The sequence below is a fragment of the Vagococcus hydrophili genome, assembly GCF_011304195.1.
GTDB classification, from domain to species: domain Bacteria; phylum Bacillota; class Bacilli; order Lactobacillales; family Vagococcaceae; genus Vagococcus; species Vagococcus hydrophili.
Genome location: NZ_CP049887.1, coordinates 2,399,260 through 2,417,232 on the forward strand (window position 1 = coordinate 2,399,260; position 17,973 = coordinate 2,417,232).

At 34.5% G+C, this 17,973-nt stretch carries 17 protein-coding genes; 12 read left to right on the top strand and 5 right to left on the bottom strand.

Annotation, left to right across the window (positions count from 1 at the left end; all coding sequences use genetic code 11):
- The first annotated feature begins 16 nt into the window (after positions 1 to 16).
- From gatC to G7082_RS11805, 6 genes are read left to right on the top strand one after another with little or no spacing between them, the layout of a single operon-like run.
- The gene (gene gatC / locus G7082_RS11780) at positions 17 to 322 is read left to right on the top strand and encodes an Asp-tRNA(Asn)/Glu-tRNA(Gln) amidotransferase subunit GatC (protein ID WP_166035247.1); all 306 of its coding nucleotides are present in this window, start codon (positions 17 to 19) and stop codon (positions 320 to 322) included.
- Complete coding sequence (gene gatA, locus G7082_RS11785; RefSeq protein ID WP_166035248.1) at positions 322 to 1,791, top strand: Asp-tRNA(Asn)/Glu-tRNA(Gln) amidotransferase subunit GatA; 1,470 nt, start codon at positions 322 to 324, stop codon at positions 1,789 to 1,791. The genes gatC and gatA overlap by 1 nt, the downstream gene beginning before the upstream one ends.
- Positions 1,791 to 3,221: an Asp-tRNA(Asn)/Glu-tRNA(Gln) amidotransferase subunit GatB gene (gene gatB / locus G7082_RS11790; RefSeq protein WP_166035249.1), complete on the top strand. Its 1,431-nt coding sequence runs from the start codon at positions 1,791 to 1,793 to the stop codon at positions 3,219 to 3,221. The genes gatA and gatB overlap by 1 nt, the downstream gene beginning before the upstream one ends.
- 24 nt (positions 3,222 to 3,245) lie before the next feature.
- Positions 3,246 to 4,268, top strand: coding sequence for a diacylglycerol kinase (locus G7082_RS11795; protein WP_166035250.1), 1,023 nt, complete (start codon positions 3,246 to 3,248; stop codon positions 4,266 to 4,268).
- An 18-nt stretch (positions 4,269 to 4,286) separates the two neighbouring features.
- On the top strand, positions 4,287 to 5,666 hold the full coding sequence (gene rlmD, locus G7082_RS11800; protein WP_166035251.1) for a 23S rRNA (uracil(1939)-C(5))-methyltransferase RlmD: 1,380 nt from the start codon (positions 4,287 to 4,289) through the stop codon (positions 5,664 to 5,666).
- Positions 5,667 to 5,683: 17 nt separating this feature from the next.
- Positions 5,684 to 6,316, top strand: coding sequence for a hypothetical protein (locus G7082_RS11805; RefSeq protein WP_166035252.1), 633 nt, complete (start codon positions 5,684 to 5,686; stop codon positions 6,314 to 6,316).
- 43 nt (positions 6,317 to 6,359) lie between these two features.
- Here the strand turns inward: G7082_RS11805 and G7082_RS11810 are convergent, their stop codons facing one another.
- The 3 genes from G7082_RS11810 to G7082_RS11820 all read right to left on the bottom strand — a co-directional run bounded on the left by G7082_RS11810 (position 6,360) and on the right by G7082_RS11820 (position 9,963).
- Complete coding sequence (locus G7082_RS11810) at positions 6,360 to 6,908, bottom strand: hypothetical protein (RefSeq protein WP_166035253.1); 549 nt, start codon at positions 6,906 to 6,908, stop codon at positions 6,360 to 6,362.
- On the bottom strand, positions 6,905 to 7,711 hold the full coding sequence (locus G7082_RS11815; RefSeq protein ID WP_166035254.1) for an FtsX-like permease family protein: 807 nt from the start codon (positions 7,709 to 7,711) through the stop codon (positions 6,905 to 6,907). Before G7082_RS11815 ends, G7082_RS11810 begins: the two co-directional genes overlap by 4 nt.
- Positions 7,712 to 7,815: 104 nt before the next feature.
- Positions 7,816 to 9,963, bottom strand: a complete 2,148-nt coding sequence (locus tag G7082_RS11820; protein ID WP_238842652.1) for an LTA synthase family protein — start codon at positions 9,961 to 9,963, stop codon at positions 7,816 to 7,818.
- A gap of 220 nt (positions 9,964 to 10,183) precedes the next feature.
- On the opposite strand from G7082_RS11820, the gene G7082_RS11825 reads away from it, so the two are divergent.
- From G7082_RS11825 to ybaK, 3 genes are read left to right on the top strand one after another with little or no spacing between them, the layout of a single operon-like run.
- On the top strand, positions 10,184 to 11,362 hold the full coding sequence (locus tag G7082_RS11825) for a class I SAM-dependent rRNA methyltransferase (RefSeq protein ID WP_166035255.1): 1,179 nt from the start codon (positions 10,184 to 10,186) through the stop codon (positions 11,360 to 11,362).
- Between the two features lie 34 nt (positions 11,363 to 11,396).
- A complete protein-coding gene (aroD, locus tag G7082_RS11830) occupies positions 11,397 to 12,194 on the top strand; it encodes a type I 3-dehydroquinate dehydratase (RefSeq protein WP_166035256.1) in 798 nt (265 codons plus the stop codon).
- Entirely contained in the window at positions 12,145 to 12,657 is a 513-nt protein-coding gene (gene ybaK, locus G7082_RS11835) for a Cys-tRNA(Pro) deacylase (protein WP_202983105.1), read from the top strand. The genes aroD and ybaK overlap by 50 nt, the downstream gene beginning before the upstream one ends.
- A gap of 48 nt (positions 12,658 to 12,705) precedes the next feature.
- On the opposite strand, the gene G7082_RS11840 is transcribed toward ybaK, so the two are convergent.
- On the bottom strand, positions 12,706 to 13,980 hold the full coding sequence (locus G7082_RS11840) for a BaiN/RdsA family NAD(P)/FAD-dependent oxidoreductase (protein ID WP_166035258.1): 1,275 nt from the start codon (positions 13,978 to 13,980) through the stop codon (positions 12,706 to 12,708).
- Between the two features lie 127 nt (positions 13,981 to 14,107).
- Here G7082_RS11840 and gdhA point away from each other — a divergent pair, with 127 nt between their 5' ends.
- Together gdhA and G7082_RS11850 are read left to right on the top strand one after the other, a co-directional pair.
- On the top strand, positions 14,108 to 15,457 hold the full coding sequence (gene gdhA, locus G7082_RS11845) for an NADP-specific glutamate dehydrogenase (protein WP_166035259.1): 1,350 nt from the start codon (positions 14,108 to 14,110) through the stop codon (positions 15,455 to 15,457).
- Between the two features lie 122 nt (positions 15,458 to 15,579).
- Positions 15,580 to 16,926, top strand: coding sequence for a glucose-6-phosphate isomerase (locus G7082_RS11850; RefSeq protein ID WP_166035260.1), 1,347 nt, complete (start codon positions 15,580 to 15,582; stop codon positions 16,924 to 16,926).
- Between the two features lie 134 nt (positions 16,927 to 17,060).
- Here the strand turns inward: G7082_RS11850 and G7082_RS11855 are convergent, their stop codons facing one another.
- Complete coding sequence (locus G7082_RS11855) at positions 17,061 to 17,210, bottom strand: hypothetical protein (protein ID WP_166035261.1); 150 nt, start codon at positions 17,208 to 17,210, stop codon at positions 17,061 to 17,063.
- Positions 17,211 to 17,368: 158 nt separating this feature from the next.
- Here G7082_RS11855 and G7082_RS11860 point away from each other — a divergent pair, with 158 nt between their 5' ends.
- Entirely contained in the window at positions 17,369 to 17,806 is a 438-nt protein-coding gene (locus G7082_RS11860) for an OsmC family protein (protein ID WP_166035262.1), read from the top strand.
- Positions 17,807 to 17,973 lie beyond the last annotated feature (167 nt).

The following is a 17,973-nucleotide window of genomic DNA, read 5'->3' on the forward strand; positions in this document are numbered from 1 at the left end:
AGGAGCGAAAATAAATATGGCAATAACAAAAGAAGAAGTCAAACGTGTCGCACATCTTTCTAAATTGAAGTTTGATGAAAGTGAATTAGAACTTTTCACGACACAACTGGGAAGTATCATTGAAATGGTCGAACAATTAGAAAGCGTGGATACTGAGGGCGTTCCTTTCACATCTAACGTATTCCCTGAAATCAGTGTGTTAAGAGAAGATGTCGTGGTTCAAGGTGAATCACGTGAAGAGTTATTAAAAAATGTTCCAGAAACAAAAGATGGCTTTATTAAAGTGCCAGCAATTATGGATAATGGGGAGGCAGGCGCATAATGAGCGAGTTATATAAATTAGGAGTTAAAGAACTTTCAGATAAAATTCAATCAAAAGAAGTTTCTGTCACAGAAGTTGTGAAAGAAACGTTTTCAAGAATTGAAGCAACAGACGAGCAATTAGAAGCATTTTTAACATTAAATGAAGAAAAATCTTTAGAAATGGCAAAAGAATTAGATGCTAAAGGGCCATCAAGTGATAAACCCTTAGCAGGTATTCCAATCGGAATTAAAGATAATATTGTGACGAAAGATTTATTAACAACAGCCGCAAGTAAAATGTTATATAACTTTAACCCGCCTTATGATGCGACTGTTATGACAAATCTATACGGTGCTAACATGATTCCTGTTGGAAAATTGAACATGGATGAGTTTGCTATGGGTTCATCGACTGAAACTTCATATTTCAAGAAAACGAAAAATGCGTGGAGCGATAAAAAAGTTCCGGGTGGTTCTTCAGGTGGTTCAGCAGCCAGTGTGGCAGCCGGTCAAATTCCAGCTTCACTTGGAACTGATACAGGGGGAAGTATTCGCCAGCCAGCTTCATACAACGGAATCGTTGGGATGAAACCAACTTATGGTCGTGTGTCACGTTTTGGTTTAATTGCTTTTGCGTCAAGTTTAGATCAAATTGGTCCAATGACTCGTAATGTGGAAGACAACGCTATGATTTTAAACGCTATTTCTGGTCACGATGTTCATGATGGAACAAGTGCTAAAAAAGAAGTTCCTGATTTTACTTCAATGATTGGTCAAAGCATGAAAGGTATGAAAATTGGTGTACCGAAAGAATTTATGACAGAAGGTGTGAATCCTGAAGTTAGAAAATCAATCGAAGAAGCCATTGAAACATACCGCGAATTAGGTGCGGCAGTTGAAGAAGTGAGTTTACCTCATTCACAATACGGTGTTCAAGTTTATTATATTATGGCCTCATCAGAAGCATCATCAAACTTACAACGTTTTGATGGGATTCGTTATGGTTACCGTACTGAAAATATTTCTAATTTAGAAGATGTTTACGTAAATTCTCGTTCTGAAGGATTTGGAGAAGAAGTGAAACGCCGTATTATGTTAGGAACATTCTCATTAAGTGCAGGTTTCTATGATGCGTACTTTAAAAAAGCAGGACAAGTTAGAACCTTAATCGTTGAAGATTTCAAAAAAGTATTCAAAGACTACGATTTAATTCTAGGACCAGTTTCACCAACCATTGCGCATGACTTTGGAACAGATAAAGATAATCCAGTGACAGCTTATATGCGTGATATTTTAACAATCCCTGTCAATTTAGCAGGCCTTCCAGGCATTAGTTTACCATGTGGTTTCTCAGAAGGAATGCCTGTTGGTTTACAATTAATTGGAAACTATTTTGAAGAAGAAAAAATCTACCAAGCAGCAAGTGCTTTTGAAGCAGCAACAGATTTCCATAAAAAGAAACCTGTGATTTTAGGAGGTAATGCTTAATGAATTTTGAAACAATTATCGGACTTGAAGTGCATGTGGAGTTAAAAACAAACTCTAAAATCTTCTCATCTTCTGCAGCCCACTTTGGTGCAGATCCTAATACAAACACGAACGTGGTTGACTTTAGTATGCCAGGTGTTTTACCTGTCATGAATAAAGGCGCTTTAGAATACGGAATGCGTGCTGCTTTAGCTTTAAACTGTACGATTTCTCAATCAACACATTTTGATCGCAAAAACTATTTCTACCCAGATAATCCAAAAGCTTACCAAATTTCTCAAGCAGATGAGCCGATTGGACATGATGGTTGGTTAGAAATTGAAGTTGAAGGCAAAAAGAAAATCATCCGTATTGAACGTGTTCATTTAGAAGAGGATGCAGGTAAAAATATTCACGGAACAGATGGTTTCTCTTATGTGGATTTAAATCGTCAAGGAACACCATTAATCGAAATCGTATCAGAAGCTGATATGCGCTCACCAGAAGAAGCTGCAGCTTACCTTGAAGCAATCAGATCAATTATTCAATTCTCAGGCGTAAGTGACGTTAAAATGGAAGAAGGTTCAATGCGTTGTGATGCGAACATTTCATTACGTCCGTATGGTCAAGAAAAATTCGGTACAAAAGCAGAACTTAAAAACTTAAACTCAATTAGTAACGTGAGATTAGGTTTAATTCACGAAGAAAAACGCCAAGCTAAAGTCTTATTATCAGGTGGCGAAATTCAACAAGAAACAAGAAAATACGATGAAGCAACCAAATCAACAATTTTAATGCGTGTTAAAGAAGGAGCAAGTGACTACCGTTACTTCCCAGAACCAGATGTGCCACGTATTGAAATTTCTGACGAGTGGGTCGAAGAAGTTCGCCAAAGCATTCCAGAACTTCCAGCAGCAAGAAGAGAACGTTACGTAAAAGAATTAGGTTTACCAGAGTATGATGCAATGGTTCTAACACTATCACGTGACATGTCAGACTTCTTTAATGCGACTCTTTTAGAAGGTGCGGATGCTAAACAGGCCTCTAACTGGTTAATGGGTGAAGTGTCAGCTTACTTAAATAGCGAACACTTAGAGCTGTTACAAACGAAATTAACGCCAAGTAACTTAGCAGGCATGATTAACTTAATCGCTGATGGAACAATTAGTTCTAAGATAGCGAAAACAGTTTTTAAAGAATTAATTGAAAATGGTGGAGATGCACGTGAAGTGGTTGAAGCTAAAGGACTAGTTCAATTGTCAGACCCAGCGCAATTATTACCAATTATCAATGACATTCTTGATAACAACGAGCAATCAGTTGAAGATTTCAAAAACGGTAAAGGAAGAGCAGTTGGCTTCTTAGTAGGACAAATTATGAAAGCAACAAAAGGTAAAGCAAACCCAGGTGTTGTTAATAAACTATTGACGGAAGAATTATCAAAAAGATAGATTCGTCAAAAAAGGAGTAAGGCCATGAAGGCACGATTAATTTATAACCCAACATCTGGTAAGGAAATACTGAAAAAGAATTTAGCAGATATTTTAAATGTGATGGAAGAAGCAGGCTACGAATCAAGTGCTTATGCGACAACACCAGAACCATTTTCAGCTAAAAATGAAGCCAACCGATGTGGTTTAGCAGGATTCGATTTAATCGTCGCAGCAGGAGGAGATGGTACCATTAATGAAGTTATTAATGGTATCGCTCCTCTTGATGTACGACCTAAATTAGCAATCATACCAGGAGGCACAACGAATGATTTCGCTCGTGCGCTCCATATTCCAAGAGATAATGTTGTTAAAGCTGCCGAAGTTATCTTGAAAAATCAAATGATTAAATCAGATATAGGTAAAGCAAACGATACTTATTTTATGAATATTGGGGCGGGAGGCTACTTAACGGAATTAACCTATGAAGTGCCATCACAATTGAAAAGTGTGTTTGGTTATCTAGCTTATTTAGTTAAGGGAGCTGAAATGTTACCTCGTGTTAAACCAATTGACATGAAACTAGTGTATGATGAAGGAGTCTATGAAGGCGAAGCATCGATGTTTTTCTTAGGACTAACTAACTCAATTGGTGGCTTTGAGCAGATAGCACCAGATGCCCAATTAGACGATGGTAAATTTTCATTAATTATTGTTAAAACGGCCAATGTTTTGGAAATCATGCACCTTGTAACGATGATGATTAACGGTGGTAAACACGTGAACGATCCACGAGTTATTTATACAAAAACTTCTAAATTTTATGCAGAAGCAAAAGATGAAGATTTCCGTATGATGATTAATTTAGATGGAGAGTACGGTGGAGATGCGCCGATGACGTTTGAAAATCTAAAACAACATATTGAGATATATGCGAACTTAGATGAGATTCCAGAATCAGCTGTTTCAGGTGATATGGAAGAGGCAAGTGATCAGTTTGTTAAAGAAATGGAACAATTAACGAACGAAGATTTAAATGGAGATGGAACCATCTCAGGGAAACAATAAAGAAAAAGGGCGGACTATATGACGAAAGAAAAAAGAGAAATACCTGTAAAAAAGAATGACAAAGTATGGCTTAAAATTGAAGATTTAACACATGATGGACGCGGTGTCGGCAAACTTGATTATTACCCAGTGTTTGTTGAAAATGCCATTCCTGGTGAAGAAATTGAAGTAAGAATTATGAAGACAACGAAAAAATTTGCTTATGGTAAAGTCTTACAATGGAAAACTAAAAGTGAAAACCGTGTGGAAGATGTTGTTTCTGATTGGATCAGAACAGGTATTGCCCCACTTCACCATATGACTTACGAAGCACAATTAGATTTCAAAAAAAATCAAGTTGAAAAAGTAATTAAACGTATCGGTGGCTTTGAAGATGTTGAAGTAAAAGCTGTTAAAGGAATGGAAAATCCATCTAAATACCGTAATAAAGCACAAATTCCAGTTCGTAAGGTTGAAGATCGTCTTCAAACAGGATTCTTCAGAAGAAATAGTCATGATTTAGTACCGATTGACGATTTTTATATTCAAGAACCAGAAATTGATGCAGCTTTAATCGCGATTAAACCAATTTTAGAACAATACAATGTGAAACCTTATGATGAAGAAAAACAAGGTGGAAACTTAAAAAATATCGTGATTAGAAAAGGTCATTACACAAATGAATTAATGATCGTTCTTGTGACGAAAAAGAAAAAAATCTTCAAAATCGGTGAAATCTGTAAAGAAATCGTGTCAGCTGTTCCTAATGTGACATCAATTATCCAAAGTATTCATACTGAAAATAATAATGTGATTTTAGGTAAAGAATTTGTCCGTTTATACGGTGAAGAGTACATTGAAGATCAATTATTAGGGAACACCTACCAAATTTCAGCTAAATCATTCTACCAAGTGAATACAAAACAAGCAGAAGTATTGTATCAAGAAGCAATCGATCGTGCGGAGCTTAAGAAAACAGACGTTGTAATCGATGCTTATTGTGGTATTGGAACAATTGGGTTGTCTTTAGCCAAACAAGTTCAACATGTTTACGGCGTTGAGATGGTTCAGGATGCAATTGATGATGCACAGACAAATGCCGAAATTAATGGGATTGAAAACGTTGAATTCAAAGTAGGAAAAGCTGAATTTGTCTTTGAAAAATGGTTGGAAGACGGCATTAAACCGAACGTTATTATTGTGGATCCTCCTAGAAAAGGATTAGCTGAAACATTTATTGAAGCAAGTTCTAAAATGAACCCTGAAAAAATCGTTTATGTTTCATGTGATCCAGCAACATTTGCTCGTGATTTGAAACTATATGCAGAACGTGGCTATGCACCTGATTATGTTCAACCAATCGATATGTTCCCACAAACATCTCATATTGAGTGTGTCACAGTCTTAAAGAAAAAATAGTTGGGTAGGATGTTAAAATGGAAAAGAAAGTTAATAGTGGTATCAGTACAGGCTGGATTGTTTTCTTTTGTATTATCTTTTGGCCGGTAGGGATTTTTCTAGTTTACCGGAAGATAGTAGGAAATAAAGAAGCTTTATATTATGATGGAAAAGGAATTTTTATCTCATCAATCATCTTGATTTTATGCGCCATTGCAGGAATCTACGGAGCGTTTAATGAGGAAGAAACCATTGCCATTATTTTTACCGCTATTTTATGTTTTTTAGCACCTGGCGTACTGTTATTCTTAAAAGCCAGAACAATGAAGAAAAATAGTGAGAAATTTAAAAAGTACTCAGCGATGATTATTTATCAAAATGTAACGAAGATTTCTGACATTTCAAGTGCTGTTGATTTACCAATGGATACTGTCAAAAGTGATATAGAGATGATGATCAAAAACAATTACTTCCCAAATTCTTACATGGATGAAAGTCGAATGGAGATTATTTTACCAAATCGACAAGTCAAAGAAGATGAAGCCTTTGCTAGAGAAAAAGCTCGTCATGCTCGCGTTGTTAAGTGTGAAGGTTGTGGAGCCGAACAAGAGATAGCAGAAGGTAATATAATGAAATGTGAGTATTGTGGCTCGCTTTTAGAAAATAATTAATAAAAAAAGCAATTGACATTTCAAAGGATGTCAATTGCTTTTTTTATTTAAAGAAGTGATCAATCATTAAGCATTGATCGTAGTAATTAGATTCTGCGACTTCTTTTGTGGGTGTAACAATCACTACAGCGACTTTAGAAAGACGAGTAAACTTTTTTAAAAGTGGCATAAGATTCGTTAGAAAGACTGTGGATTCGTTAGCAGAGTCAAAAATAATAATATTCTGTTTTAGAGCAAGTGAACGAATAATCTGGTAAATCATTTGTTCTGTGTCATTTAATGAGTTTGCAGGTGACAAAAGGGTTTCTTTATCTAATTTAAAACTAACTAATATGGAATCAACTGTTTCCAAAAAGGCTTGTTTATTTTTCTTAGAAACACCTAACATGAGATTATCTTGTACAGAAAGAAAAGGAATCATATTATTTTCCCGTCCCATTAAAGCATAATAATTATCTTGATTGCTTGTTTTGAAAAAGGTAGAAATATCATTTCGATGATTAGTATCAGTTGATTCAAGGATAAGCGATAATTTCTCTGAAAAATAATTAATAAAGATTTCTTCATTTTTTATTTTAGCTTCATGCATCATACAGTTTGTGGCCTCCTATTAAGAAAGAGTGAAGTATAAGTGTAAAATCCTAGTAAGCAACCTAAGAGGCTTGTCAAACAGAGTTTAGCAAAGTTTGATAGGATTATTGAAAATGTTTTTCTAAATGAATTACTACTAACGTGGAACTCGAAAAGGGTGGTCTCATTGTAAGGTGATAAACCACTTTTGACTGGTGTCGCAGGTCCGATAAAATCTTTTTTTGTTTTAGTCACAGTTTTTTTTGAGGCTGAAACATCATTTGTCTCATGAATTGAAAGAAGTTCCTCCTCAAAGTAATTATTAACAACTTCTCGGTTAATATTAACTGAGCGATTAATTAACTGATTTTGAAAAATTAAAAATAAGAGCATGACAAAAGATAGACTAACAATCATCGGTAACAAAAGATCCATTAAGAAATGCTTTAAAATAGTTCCTTGCTTAATACCAATATTTTGCATAGTATAAATCTCTTCTTTTCGGTGTTTAGCAATATAAATGCTGAGTAGGAAAAAGCCAATAACTGAGATTAAAAGTGTTGCAAGATAAAAGTTATTATAAACTGATGTAATGTATTGATGGCTATTTGTTAATTGCTCATTGAAATGTGTATTTGCTTGAGGAAGTATCGTTTTAAGATAGTCCCATTTTTTTAATATAAAAGTCATCATGGCTTCTTGTGAGTAGAGAAGCTGAGATATAAAAGTGAGTAAAAAAAGCAGTAGAGAAAATACTAAGAAAAAGATAATAGATAGTTTCTTATGATATTTAGCTGCTTTATACGATTGTGTCAATGTTGTCATTCTCTCAACCTCCATAATAAAAATTATAGCTATTAGTTGTGAAAAATATATGAATAATCGAAAATAAAAAAAAGACTTTAGTATAAAACTAAAGTCTTTTCATCTTATTTCTTAGTTTCTGATGAAGAACTACTACTTGTATCTGTTTTTGGTGCCCCATTGTATTCTTGGTAGGTCTTTGTCTCATATAAATTTTCTGTTGATTTATTACCATTTTTAGAATAAACACTGGTTGATTTCTTGCCTTTTTTCTCTTCAATCGCTTTTAACTTATCTAAACCATTTTTGTAATCATAATCTTCAGGTTTAACAGGTTCTAAGCCACTTTCAGTATAGAAACGAAGGAGATCTCCATTGGTTAACGCATCAGACATATTAAGCTGTGTACTTGCTTTATCTCTAATGACATCAATCTCACTTATTTGGTCATCAGTCAGGTTACTTAATAATTCACCAGTTTCATTTAAGTAAACAGATTGGCCAATGATTGTGTACTTAGGTGTCACGATTGTTCCATTTCTAAAGGCGACGATTTGATCTTTGTCTTTAGAGAACATATCTTGACCTAATTGAATGTATTTCGATGAATCAATTCCTAGTAAGTGAAGTAGGGTAGGTAGGATATCAATTTGTCCACCGTACGTTTCCATGACTTTACCATTGTTTTGTCCAGGAATATGATACATAACTGGAACACGTTGCATTTGAGCATCATCAAAGTCGTTCCAATCATCTTTTGATTTACCGACTAATTCTGCTAAATATTTGTTTCTTGAATTTGAAATACCATAGTGATCTCCGTAAAGAACGATGATTGAGTTATCGTATAAACCACTTTTCTTCAAGTAATTAAAGAACTCTTCAACGGCTGTATCTAAGTAGTTGGCTGTTGCAAAGTAACCATTAATTGTTGTATCAGGTGTTTTTGCAATAGGGAAGCCAGCATTTTCATCTTTAAATTGAGAATATGGATAATGATTTGTTACCGCAATAAATTTAGAGTAGAACGGTTGTTGTAAGTGCTCTAAATATTTAACGGATTGTTCCATAAACGGTTTATCGTGTAAGCCGTATTGGAATGAATTCTTTTCATTAACGTCATAGTAACTAGCGTCAAAGAAGTAATCATAACCTAAATGTTTATAGGTTTCGTTTCTGTTCCAGAAGGCACCACCATTACCGTGGAAGACAGCACTTGTATAGCCGGCTTCTTGGTTAAGAATAGCAGGAGCTGCTTGGAATGTGTTTTTATCACCTAACTGAGTGAATAAAGGACCTTGCCCTAAACCAAAGAATGAATTTTCTAACATTGTTTCAGCATCACTTGTTTTACCAGAACCAACTTGATGGAAGGCATTGTTAAAACTGTACGTTTCATTTGAGTGATAAATGCTATTTAAGAATGGTGTTACTTCATGCTCCACACCATTTTCATCTTTCAATTTATAATCAATTAAAAATTGTTGGAAACTTTCTAAATGGATATAAATGACGTTACGGTCTTTAGCAATCCCAAATGTTTCTTTGTTTGGTTTTGATTGATGCTCTTTAACATAGTTTTGAACATCAACTAAATCATTTTCACTAGCTTGAGCGCGTCTTTGATTGGCGTGATAGGTTTGAACGCCATCATACACAGTAAAGACATTCATACCTAAATACTTAACAATATGATCACGTGAGAATGTTCTTTTTAGTAATTCTGGACGATCCATTTCAGCTAAAGTTAAGTTAGCCGCAAATAGAAAGACTGAGAAACTTGTAACAGCAAGTGCTGTTCTGGCTTTAATTGGACGATCATCTAACTTGATCACTTTAAAAGCAAGTAAACCAATTAATACGACAATATCAATCCAATACAAGAAGTCATAAGGTCTGAACATGCGTAGAGCACTTTCTCCTAAACCAGATGATACTTTTCCTGCACCTAACATCGTATTTACTGTAATGAAATCAGTAAACTCACGGTAATAGATGACGTTTGAGAATAATAACAGTGTCGTTAATGCTGATATGACAATTAACGCTGTATAGGCTCTTTTTGAATTCTTAACATATAATGATGCCGAGAATAAAAAGATGGTTGTGGCAATTGGACTTAGGAAAAGAATGAAGTATTGAAAAGGACTTTCAATTCCTAAGTTAAAATCTACTAGGTATGCCATGATTGTTTTCGCCCATGTTAAAAATGCTAAGAGCGTGAAAAAACCTAACCTCGTATTCAGTAGATTTTTATAGTAATTATGTTTCACATTTAAACTTCCTTTCTTACATTCCAACCCTTAATTATTAAACTTGTAGTTATACTAAACATACTAACACATTTTACCTTTATCAAGAAAGGGTGTCAATTACAATAGGTGTCATTTAAAAAAAATTAAGACTTAAGTTGTAGTGAAAAAAGTGTGGAACGTAAGTGTTTAAACTGATATAGTAATAGATAGTAAAGAAAAATCAGAAAAGGGTATTTTTATGAGAAGAATAATTTTAAAAAATAAAGCACTAACTAAATTTAATAAGAAGTACCCGTTAATACATAAAGAGGATTTAAAAAACATAGAGGATGAGACAAATCCTGAGTGGGTTTCCTTTTATAGTGAAGGGAATCAGTTTATTGGTTATGGTTATTTAGGAATTCAAAATAAAGGCTACGGTTGGATATTAAGTTTTGACAAAGAACAACCGATTAATTCTAAGTTATTTAAAAAACTATTAAAAGAAGCCATTAACGAAAGAAAGAACTATTTTGATGACGCACAAACAACAGCTTTTCGCCTGCTTAACGGTGAAGGAGACGGCTTAGGTGGTTTAACCATTGATTGGTACGATCATTACTTAGTTTTATCTTGGTACAATGAAACTATTTACTATTATAAGAGCATGATTTTAGAAGCCATCAAAGAAGTGTTACCAGAAGCAAAAGGAATCTATGAAAAAATCAGATTCAAAAGAGATGATTTAGAGGATTCATACTTTGTTGAAGGTGAGCTTGCTGAGGAGCCTTTAATTGTTAAAGAGAACGGGGTTAATTACGCTACCTATTTAAATGAAGGATTAATGACAGGCATCTTTTTAGATCAAAAAGAAGTTAGAAATTATTTGGTTGATGGTTTTGCTGCTGGGAAATCATTACTCAATACATTTAGTTATACAGGGGCTTTCTCCGTTGCAGCGACAGTTGGCGGAAGTTACGAGACAACCAGTGTTGATTTGGCTAAACGAAGTACTGAAAAAACAGAAGAACAATTTCAGGTAAATGGGATTGATCCGAGCAGTCAAAAAATCATCGTCATGGATGTTTTCAACTACTTTAAGTATGCTAAGAAAAAAGAGCTATCCTTTGATATAGTAGTAATGGACCCGCCGAGTTTTGCGAGAAACAAAAAGAAAACTTTCTCAGTGAGTAAGGATTACGGGAAATTAACCACTGAAGCGGTGGAGTTAGTTAATAGAAATGGTCACCTGATTGCCTCAACGAATGCCGCAAATGTGACCATGGATAAATTTAAATCTATGATAGAAAAAGGGATTCAAGAAACAGGGCGTAAATTCAAAAAGCAAGAACAATTTAGATTACCTAGCGATTTTAAAGTCGCTAGTAATTTTCAAGAAGGTAACTATTTAAAAGTATTAATATATGAAATTATATAAAATCATTTAAGAATGATAGATGGGATAGATGAGTATGTCTAAATTAAAGGTTAGAAACGTGACATTAGGTAATAAACAGCCTAAGGTTTGTGTTTCTTTAATAGCAAGTAATTTTGAGGAATTATTTGCAGAAGCAATGAGAATAAGTCGTTTGGATTGTGATGTGATTGAATGGCGTGCAGACTATTTTATGTATGTTAATGATATTTCTTTCATGAGAAAAGCTGCTTATTTTATCAGATACGCCATTGAAGACAAACCTTTAATCTTTACCTTTAGAACGTTAGATGAAGGTGGCGGACAATACATAGAGCCGGAGTATTATTTTGAGTTAAATCGCTACATGGTTCATACAGGGTTAGTTGATGTGATTGATTTAGAGCTTGCTTTACTAACAGAAGTTCAAACAGATGTGGTTCGTTTTGCGAAACAGAATAATGTGAAAGTTTTGATTTCAAGTCATGATTATGCAAAAACACCAACAGAAAATGAATTAACAGAAATGATTTATGATATGAGACACTTAGGTGCGGATATTTCAAAAATTGCAGTCACACCAAATGATATGCAAGATGTCTTAACAATTTTACAAAGTTCTAATACGATTCAAACAGAACGAGAAGACATTCCTTTTGTTTTAATTGGAATGGGTGAGACTGGACGATTAACTCGAATGACAGGTGAATTATTTGGCTCAGTCATGACATTTGCTTCTTCTGGTAAGCATACTTCTGCACCAGGACAGATGGTGATTCCTGAATTGCGTAAAGGTTTGGACGTTATTGGTAAAAAGGATGAAGGTGTTTATTTTGGTCAAAAAGAAAAAGCATAAAACCAATGCGATTCGATTTTTGGAACAGAAGAAAATAGATTTTAGTGTTTCTGAATATCATTTCTCAGAAGGACATACTAGTGCCAAAGAAACAGCTAAGGAATTAGGTTTAGATGAAGCTAATATCTTTAAAACCTTAGTCGCAGTAGGCAATAAAACAGGTCCTATTGTAGGTGTTGTTCCTGGAAACAAAGAGTTAGACTTAAAAAAAATAGCAAAAGTTAGTGGCAATAAAAAAGTGGATATGCTTCCTATGAAAGAATTAGAACCTTTAACAGGTTACATTCATGGAGGCTGCTCTCTTATTGGAATGAAGAAACAATTCCCGACATTTGTGGCAATTGAAGCTGAAGAGTTAGACGTTTTTCATTGCTCAGGTGGTATGCGAGGATTACAGTTAGAAATCAATCCTAAAATAGTAGTAGAACTTCTACGAGGTGAATTTGCGGATATAACCATGTAAAAAAATAAAAATCGGAGGACTGGTTAAGGTCCTTCGATTTTTTTGATATTAATAGTTAAAATAACTTGCGATTTCAGCCGCGTGTTTACCAGCGACATGACCAGTGACAAAAGCAGCCGTAATGTTGTAGCCGCCTGTATAGCCGTTAACATCTAACAACTCACCAGCAAAGAACAAACCATTAACTAATTTACTTTCCATCGTTTTAGGGCTAATTTCTTTTAATTCAACGCCGCCACCAGTAACAAAGGATTTGTCTAGGGGGTAAGTATCATAACCGGTAAATTTGAAATCTTTGACGTTACTAATAAAAGCTTCTTTTTCACCTTCAGTTAATTGTTTTAAACTGTTACTTGAATCAATTTCAGCCTCAGATAACATAAACTCTAAATATCGCTCAGGTAATAAGTTTTTTAAGCCGTTTTTAACAGATTTACTGCCTTGGTCAATGATTCTTTGATTAATCTCTTTTAATAAATCTGCTTCTTCCATCTCTGGTAATGCATCAAGTGAAAGAGGAACCTCGCTGATACCTTTATCTAACTCCTGATTAACAAACATGCTACAACGTAATGCTGCAGGTCCAGAAACACCAAAGTGAGTAAATAGTAAATCCATTTCATGCGCGACAATCACTTTATTTTTATTATTTAGAACAGATAATTTGATGTCTCTAAGTGATAGTCCTTGCAATGTTTTATCCACTACAAATTGATTTTTGGATTTAATAGGTGATTCGGTTGCAAATAGTGGGGTAATAGTATGCCCAAACTTTTTGGCAAATTTGTAACCGTCTCCCGTAGAACCTGTATATTGGAAAGTCTTACCACCGGTTGTCAGAACAACACAAGGAGCAAAGTATTCTTCGTTTAAATCAGTCACAACAGAAGAAATTTGTCCGTTTTCTTCTTTAATACTACGAACAATTGTTTTAGTAATAATTTCTACGTTTAGCTCTTTTAATTTTTTAGCAAGTCCTTCAACAATTGCCTTTGAAGTATTTTCTACAGGGAATAAACGCCCGTGATCTTCTTCTTTTAAAGGAACTCCATTTGTTTCAAAAAATTCCATAATGTCATAATTAGTGAATTGGGAAAAGGCACTGTATAAGAATTTTCCGTTTCCTGGAATAAAATTGATGATTTCTTCAGGCGGACGGTTGTTTGTAACATTACAGCGACCACCACCAGTTAATCTGAGTTTTTTACCTAACATTCTATTTTTGTCGATAATAGCGACTTTTGCGCCATTTTCAGCGGCAGAAATAGCGGCCATCATGCCACTTGTTCCACCACCAATAATAATTACATCAAAGTGATTCATGCTTAGCCTCCTAAATAGTTTCAATTATTATCTTACCACAAAAAAATAAAAAAAATTTGTCGATTTTTTTTGTAAATTTGAAAAATTGCGATATACTATGACTAATTCAGAAAAGGTGTGTGATTTTATGACAGAAACTAAACAGTATTTAGCTAATTTGGAAAAAGAACTTAAGTTAAAATACCCAGAGCAAACAGAATTTTTACAAGCAGTGGAAGAATTTCTTGGCACAGTGGAGCCTTTTTTAGTCAAAAATCCGGAGTTCGTAGAGAAAAATATCTTAGAGATGTTACTTATTCCTGAGCGAATTATCGAATTTAGAATTCCTTGGATGAATGATCAAGGACAATGGAAGATTAATCGTGGTTACCGCGTACAGTATAATTCAGCATTAGGACCATATAAAGGTGGGATGAGATTCCATCCAACGGTTAATCAAAGTATTATGAAGTTTTTAGCCTTTGAGCAAATCTTTAAAAACAGCCTAACGTCATTACCAATCGGTGGTGGTAAAGGCGGGAGTGATTTTGACCCTAAAGGAAAATCCGATGGAGAAATCATGCGCTTTTGTCAAAGTTTAATGCAAGAATTACAAAAATATATTGGACCAAATGAAGACGTACCAGCGGGAGATATCGGTGTTGGTGGACGTGAGATTGGCTATTTATTTGGTGAATACAAACGATTAAATGGTTATCATGCTGGTGTTTTAACTGGTAAACCATTGTCTTATTGGGGAAGTTTAGCTAGAACAGAAGCGACTGGTTATGGTTTAGTTTATTTTGTCTCACACCTGTTAAAAGACCAAAATGATAGTTTCGAAGGTAAAAAAGTACTAGTTTCTGGTAGTGGGAATGTGGCAATCTACGCCATTGAAAAAGCGCAAGAATTAGGCGCAACGGTTTATGGCTGTTGTGATTCGTCTGGTTCAATCATCGACCCAGAAGGCATTGATTTAGCGTTACTAAAAGAAATTAAAGAAGTGAAACGTGAAAGAATTAATACTTACTTAGAAAGTCATCCTAATGCAGAATTTTATCCGAATCAATCAGTTTGGGAGTTAGACTTCAAGTATGATATTGCCTTGCCATGTGCCACACAAAATGAAATTCCAGTGGAACTTGCTAAAAAATTAGTCACAAACGGCGTTCAAATTGTTGCTGAAGGAGCAAACATGCCCACAACTTTAGAGGCTTTAGAAGTCTTAAAAGCAAACAACATTGTTTATTGCCCAGGAAAAGCTGCTAATGCTGGTGGTGTGGCTGTTTCTGCTTTGGAAATGGCTCAAAATGCTCAACGTTTACCATGGACGTTTGAAAAAGTAGATCAAGAATTAAACTTAATTATGAAAAATATTTATGAAACATGTCGTGATACATCTAACGAATATGTTGGAGACTTCGACTTAGTAGCAGGAGCAAATATTGCTGGTTTTGAACGAGTAGCTAAAGCAATGTTGAGTCAAGGATTGGTATAGATGTTTGTTACAAGTAACAAGTTTTGAAATATTTGTTGAAAATAACTACCAAAATTTCAAAAAAATGGTAAAATGTAGTGGTAATCGTGTCTAAAGGCACAACAAAATATAGGAGGATGATTATGTCTCATATTAGTTTAGATTATTCTAAAATGGATAAATTTATTGGTGAACATGAACTTGGTTACATGCAATCAAGCGTTACTGCGGCTCATACTGCGTTAAGAGAAGGTACAGGTGCTGGTAATGACTTTTTAGGATGGATCGATTTACCAGAAAACTACGATAAAGATGAATTCGCAAGAATCAAAAAAGCAGCAGAAAAAATCAAATCAGATTCAGAAGTATTGGTAGTAATCGGAATTGGTGGTTCTTATTTAGGAGCTAAAGCAGCGATTGATTTCTTGAATCACTCATTCTATAACTTATTAGATAACGAAGAAAGAAAAGCTCCACAAGTTTTCTTTGCTGGAAATAGCATTAGTTCTTCATACTTAGCTGATCTAATCCATGTGATTGGTGATCGTGATTTCTCTGTTAACGTGATTTCAAAATCTGGAACAACAACTGAACCAGCTATCGCGTTTAGAGTATTCAAAGATTTACTAGTTAAAAAATATGGTAAAGAAGAAGCCAACAAACGTATTTATGCAACAACTGATAGAGCTCGTGGAGCTGTTAAAGTTGAAGCTGACGCTGAAGGTTGGGAAACTTTCGTTATTCCTGATGATGTGGGTGGACGTTTTACTGTCTTAACACCAGTTGGTTTATTGCCAATCGCTGTAACAGGTGCTGACATTGATAGCATGATGAAAGGTGCTGCTGACGCTCGCATTGCTTACAGCAACGACGACTTAGCAACTAACGAAGCTTACCAATATGCGGCATTACGTAATGTTTTATACCGTAAAGGTAAAGTAACTGAGTTATTAATCAATTACGAACCAAACTTACAATACTTCTCTGAATGGTGGAAACAATTATTCGGCGAATCAGAAGGTAAAGATCAAAAAGGAATTTATCCTTCAAGTGCTAACTTCTCAACTGACTTACATTCATTAGGTCAATACATTCAAGAAGGCCGTCGTAATATCTTTGAAACAGTTATCAAAGTAGACAAAGCACGTCACGAATTAACAATTCCAGAAATGGAACAAGATTTAGATGGCTTAGGTTATATTCAAGGGAATACAATTGATTTTGTTAACACAAAAGCTTTCCAGGGAACTTTATTAGCTCATACTGATGGGGACGTTCCTAACTTTGTATTAACTATTCCTGAAACAGATGCTTACACGTTAGGTTACATGATGTACTTCTTCGAAATCGCAGTAGGTATCTCAGGTTACTTAAATGGCGTAAATCCATTTGACCAACCAGGTGTGGAAGCTTATAAAGCTAACATGTTTGCACTTCTAGGTAAACCAGGATTTGAAGATTTAGCTAAAGAGTTGAATGAACGTCTGTAAATCAACGTTTTTAAGATTTAAAATTTATTGTAGTACCAAAAACATGTATGTATCGAATTGATTGCGGTACTACATTTGGTACTATAAACCTAAAAACACCTAAACGTTTAATTGTTTAGGTGTTTTTTTAGGAGTTATTTTCCAGCGTAAGTAAAAAAATAATAAAAACAGTACAACCATCCTAAAAAGCCGTGGAAAAGTGCCCAACCAAGACTGTTCCACTTTTTGTAGGAAATAATAAAAGCTAATATATTACCAATACCAACTCCAGAACCTGTTTTCATACAGCGCCTCCTCGTACCTATTCTATCAATAAAAATCAACGGAATAAACCGTTTTCTAATATACTGCGGTTAATTGTAATTTATTTCACAAAAGATAGAACTAAATAAAAACTCGTGTTATCTTAAGGTTGTTAAAAGAAATTTAGGGGGAATTTTAAATGGCAATTGAAAAATTTGAAGCGGTTGTAGAAAGTATTGAAGGTTTACAAGTCTCATGTAAATCAAGAAATTTTGAGTTTGTGTTAGATGAACCTAAAAATTTAGGTGGAACTGATACAGGGATGAATCCAGTAGAAGCATTATTAAATTCTTTAGGTGCCTGTAAGGTGATTGTGGCTAAGAGTTTTGCTAGAATGCACAAAATCAAATTGAACAGCATCCGAATTGAAGTTGAAGGTGAATTAGATCCAGATGGGTTTATGGGCAAAAATAAAGAGGCAAAAATCGGTTTTTCTAAAATCACTACTAATTTTTATATTGAAGCTGATAACACAGATGAAGAAATCGAAAAATTTGTGACGTTTATCAACCGAACTTGTCCAGTGGCTGATACTTTAGAGAATTCACCAGTTATGGTCTCAAATATAATTAAATAGAATGGCAGAAGAGGCTTAAAACAAAAGAGCCTCTTTTTTTAGTTTTAATAAATAGTGTAATATTAATGAACAAGGTATAAATAACGTTCTAAATTTAGTTAGTGGTAAATATTTTTAAAATTTGTTCAAGATTTCATTTAACAAAGTAGAAAAATTTTGTTATAATT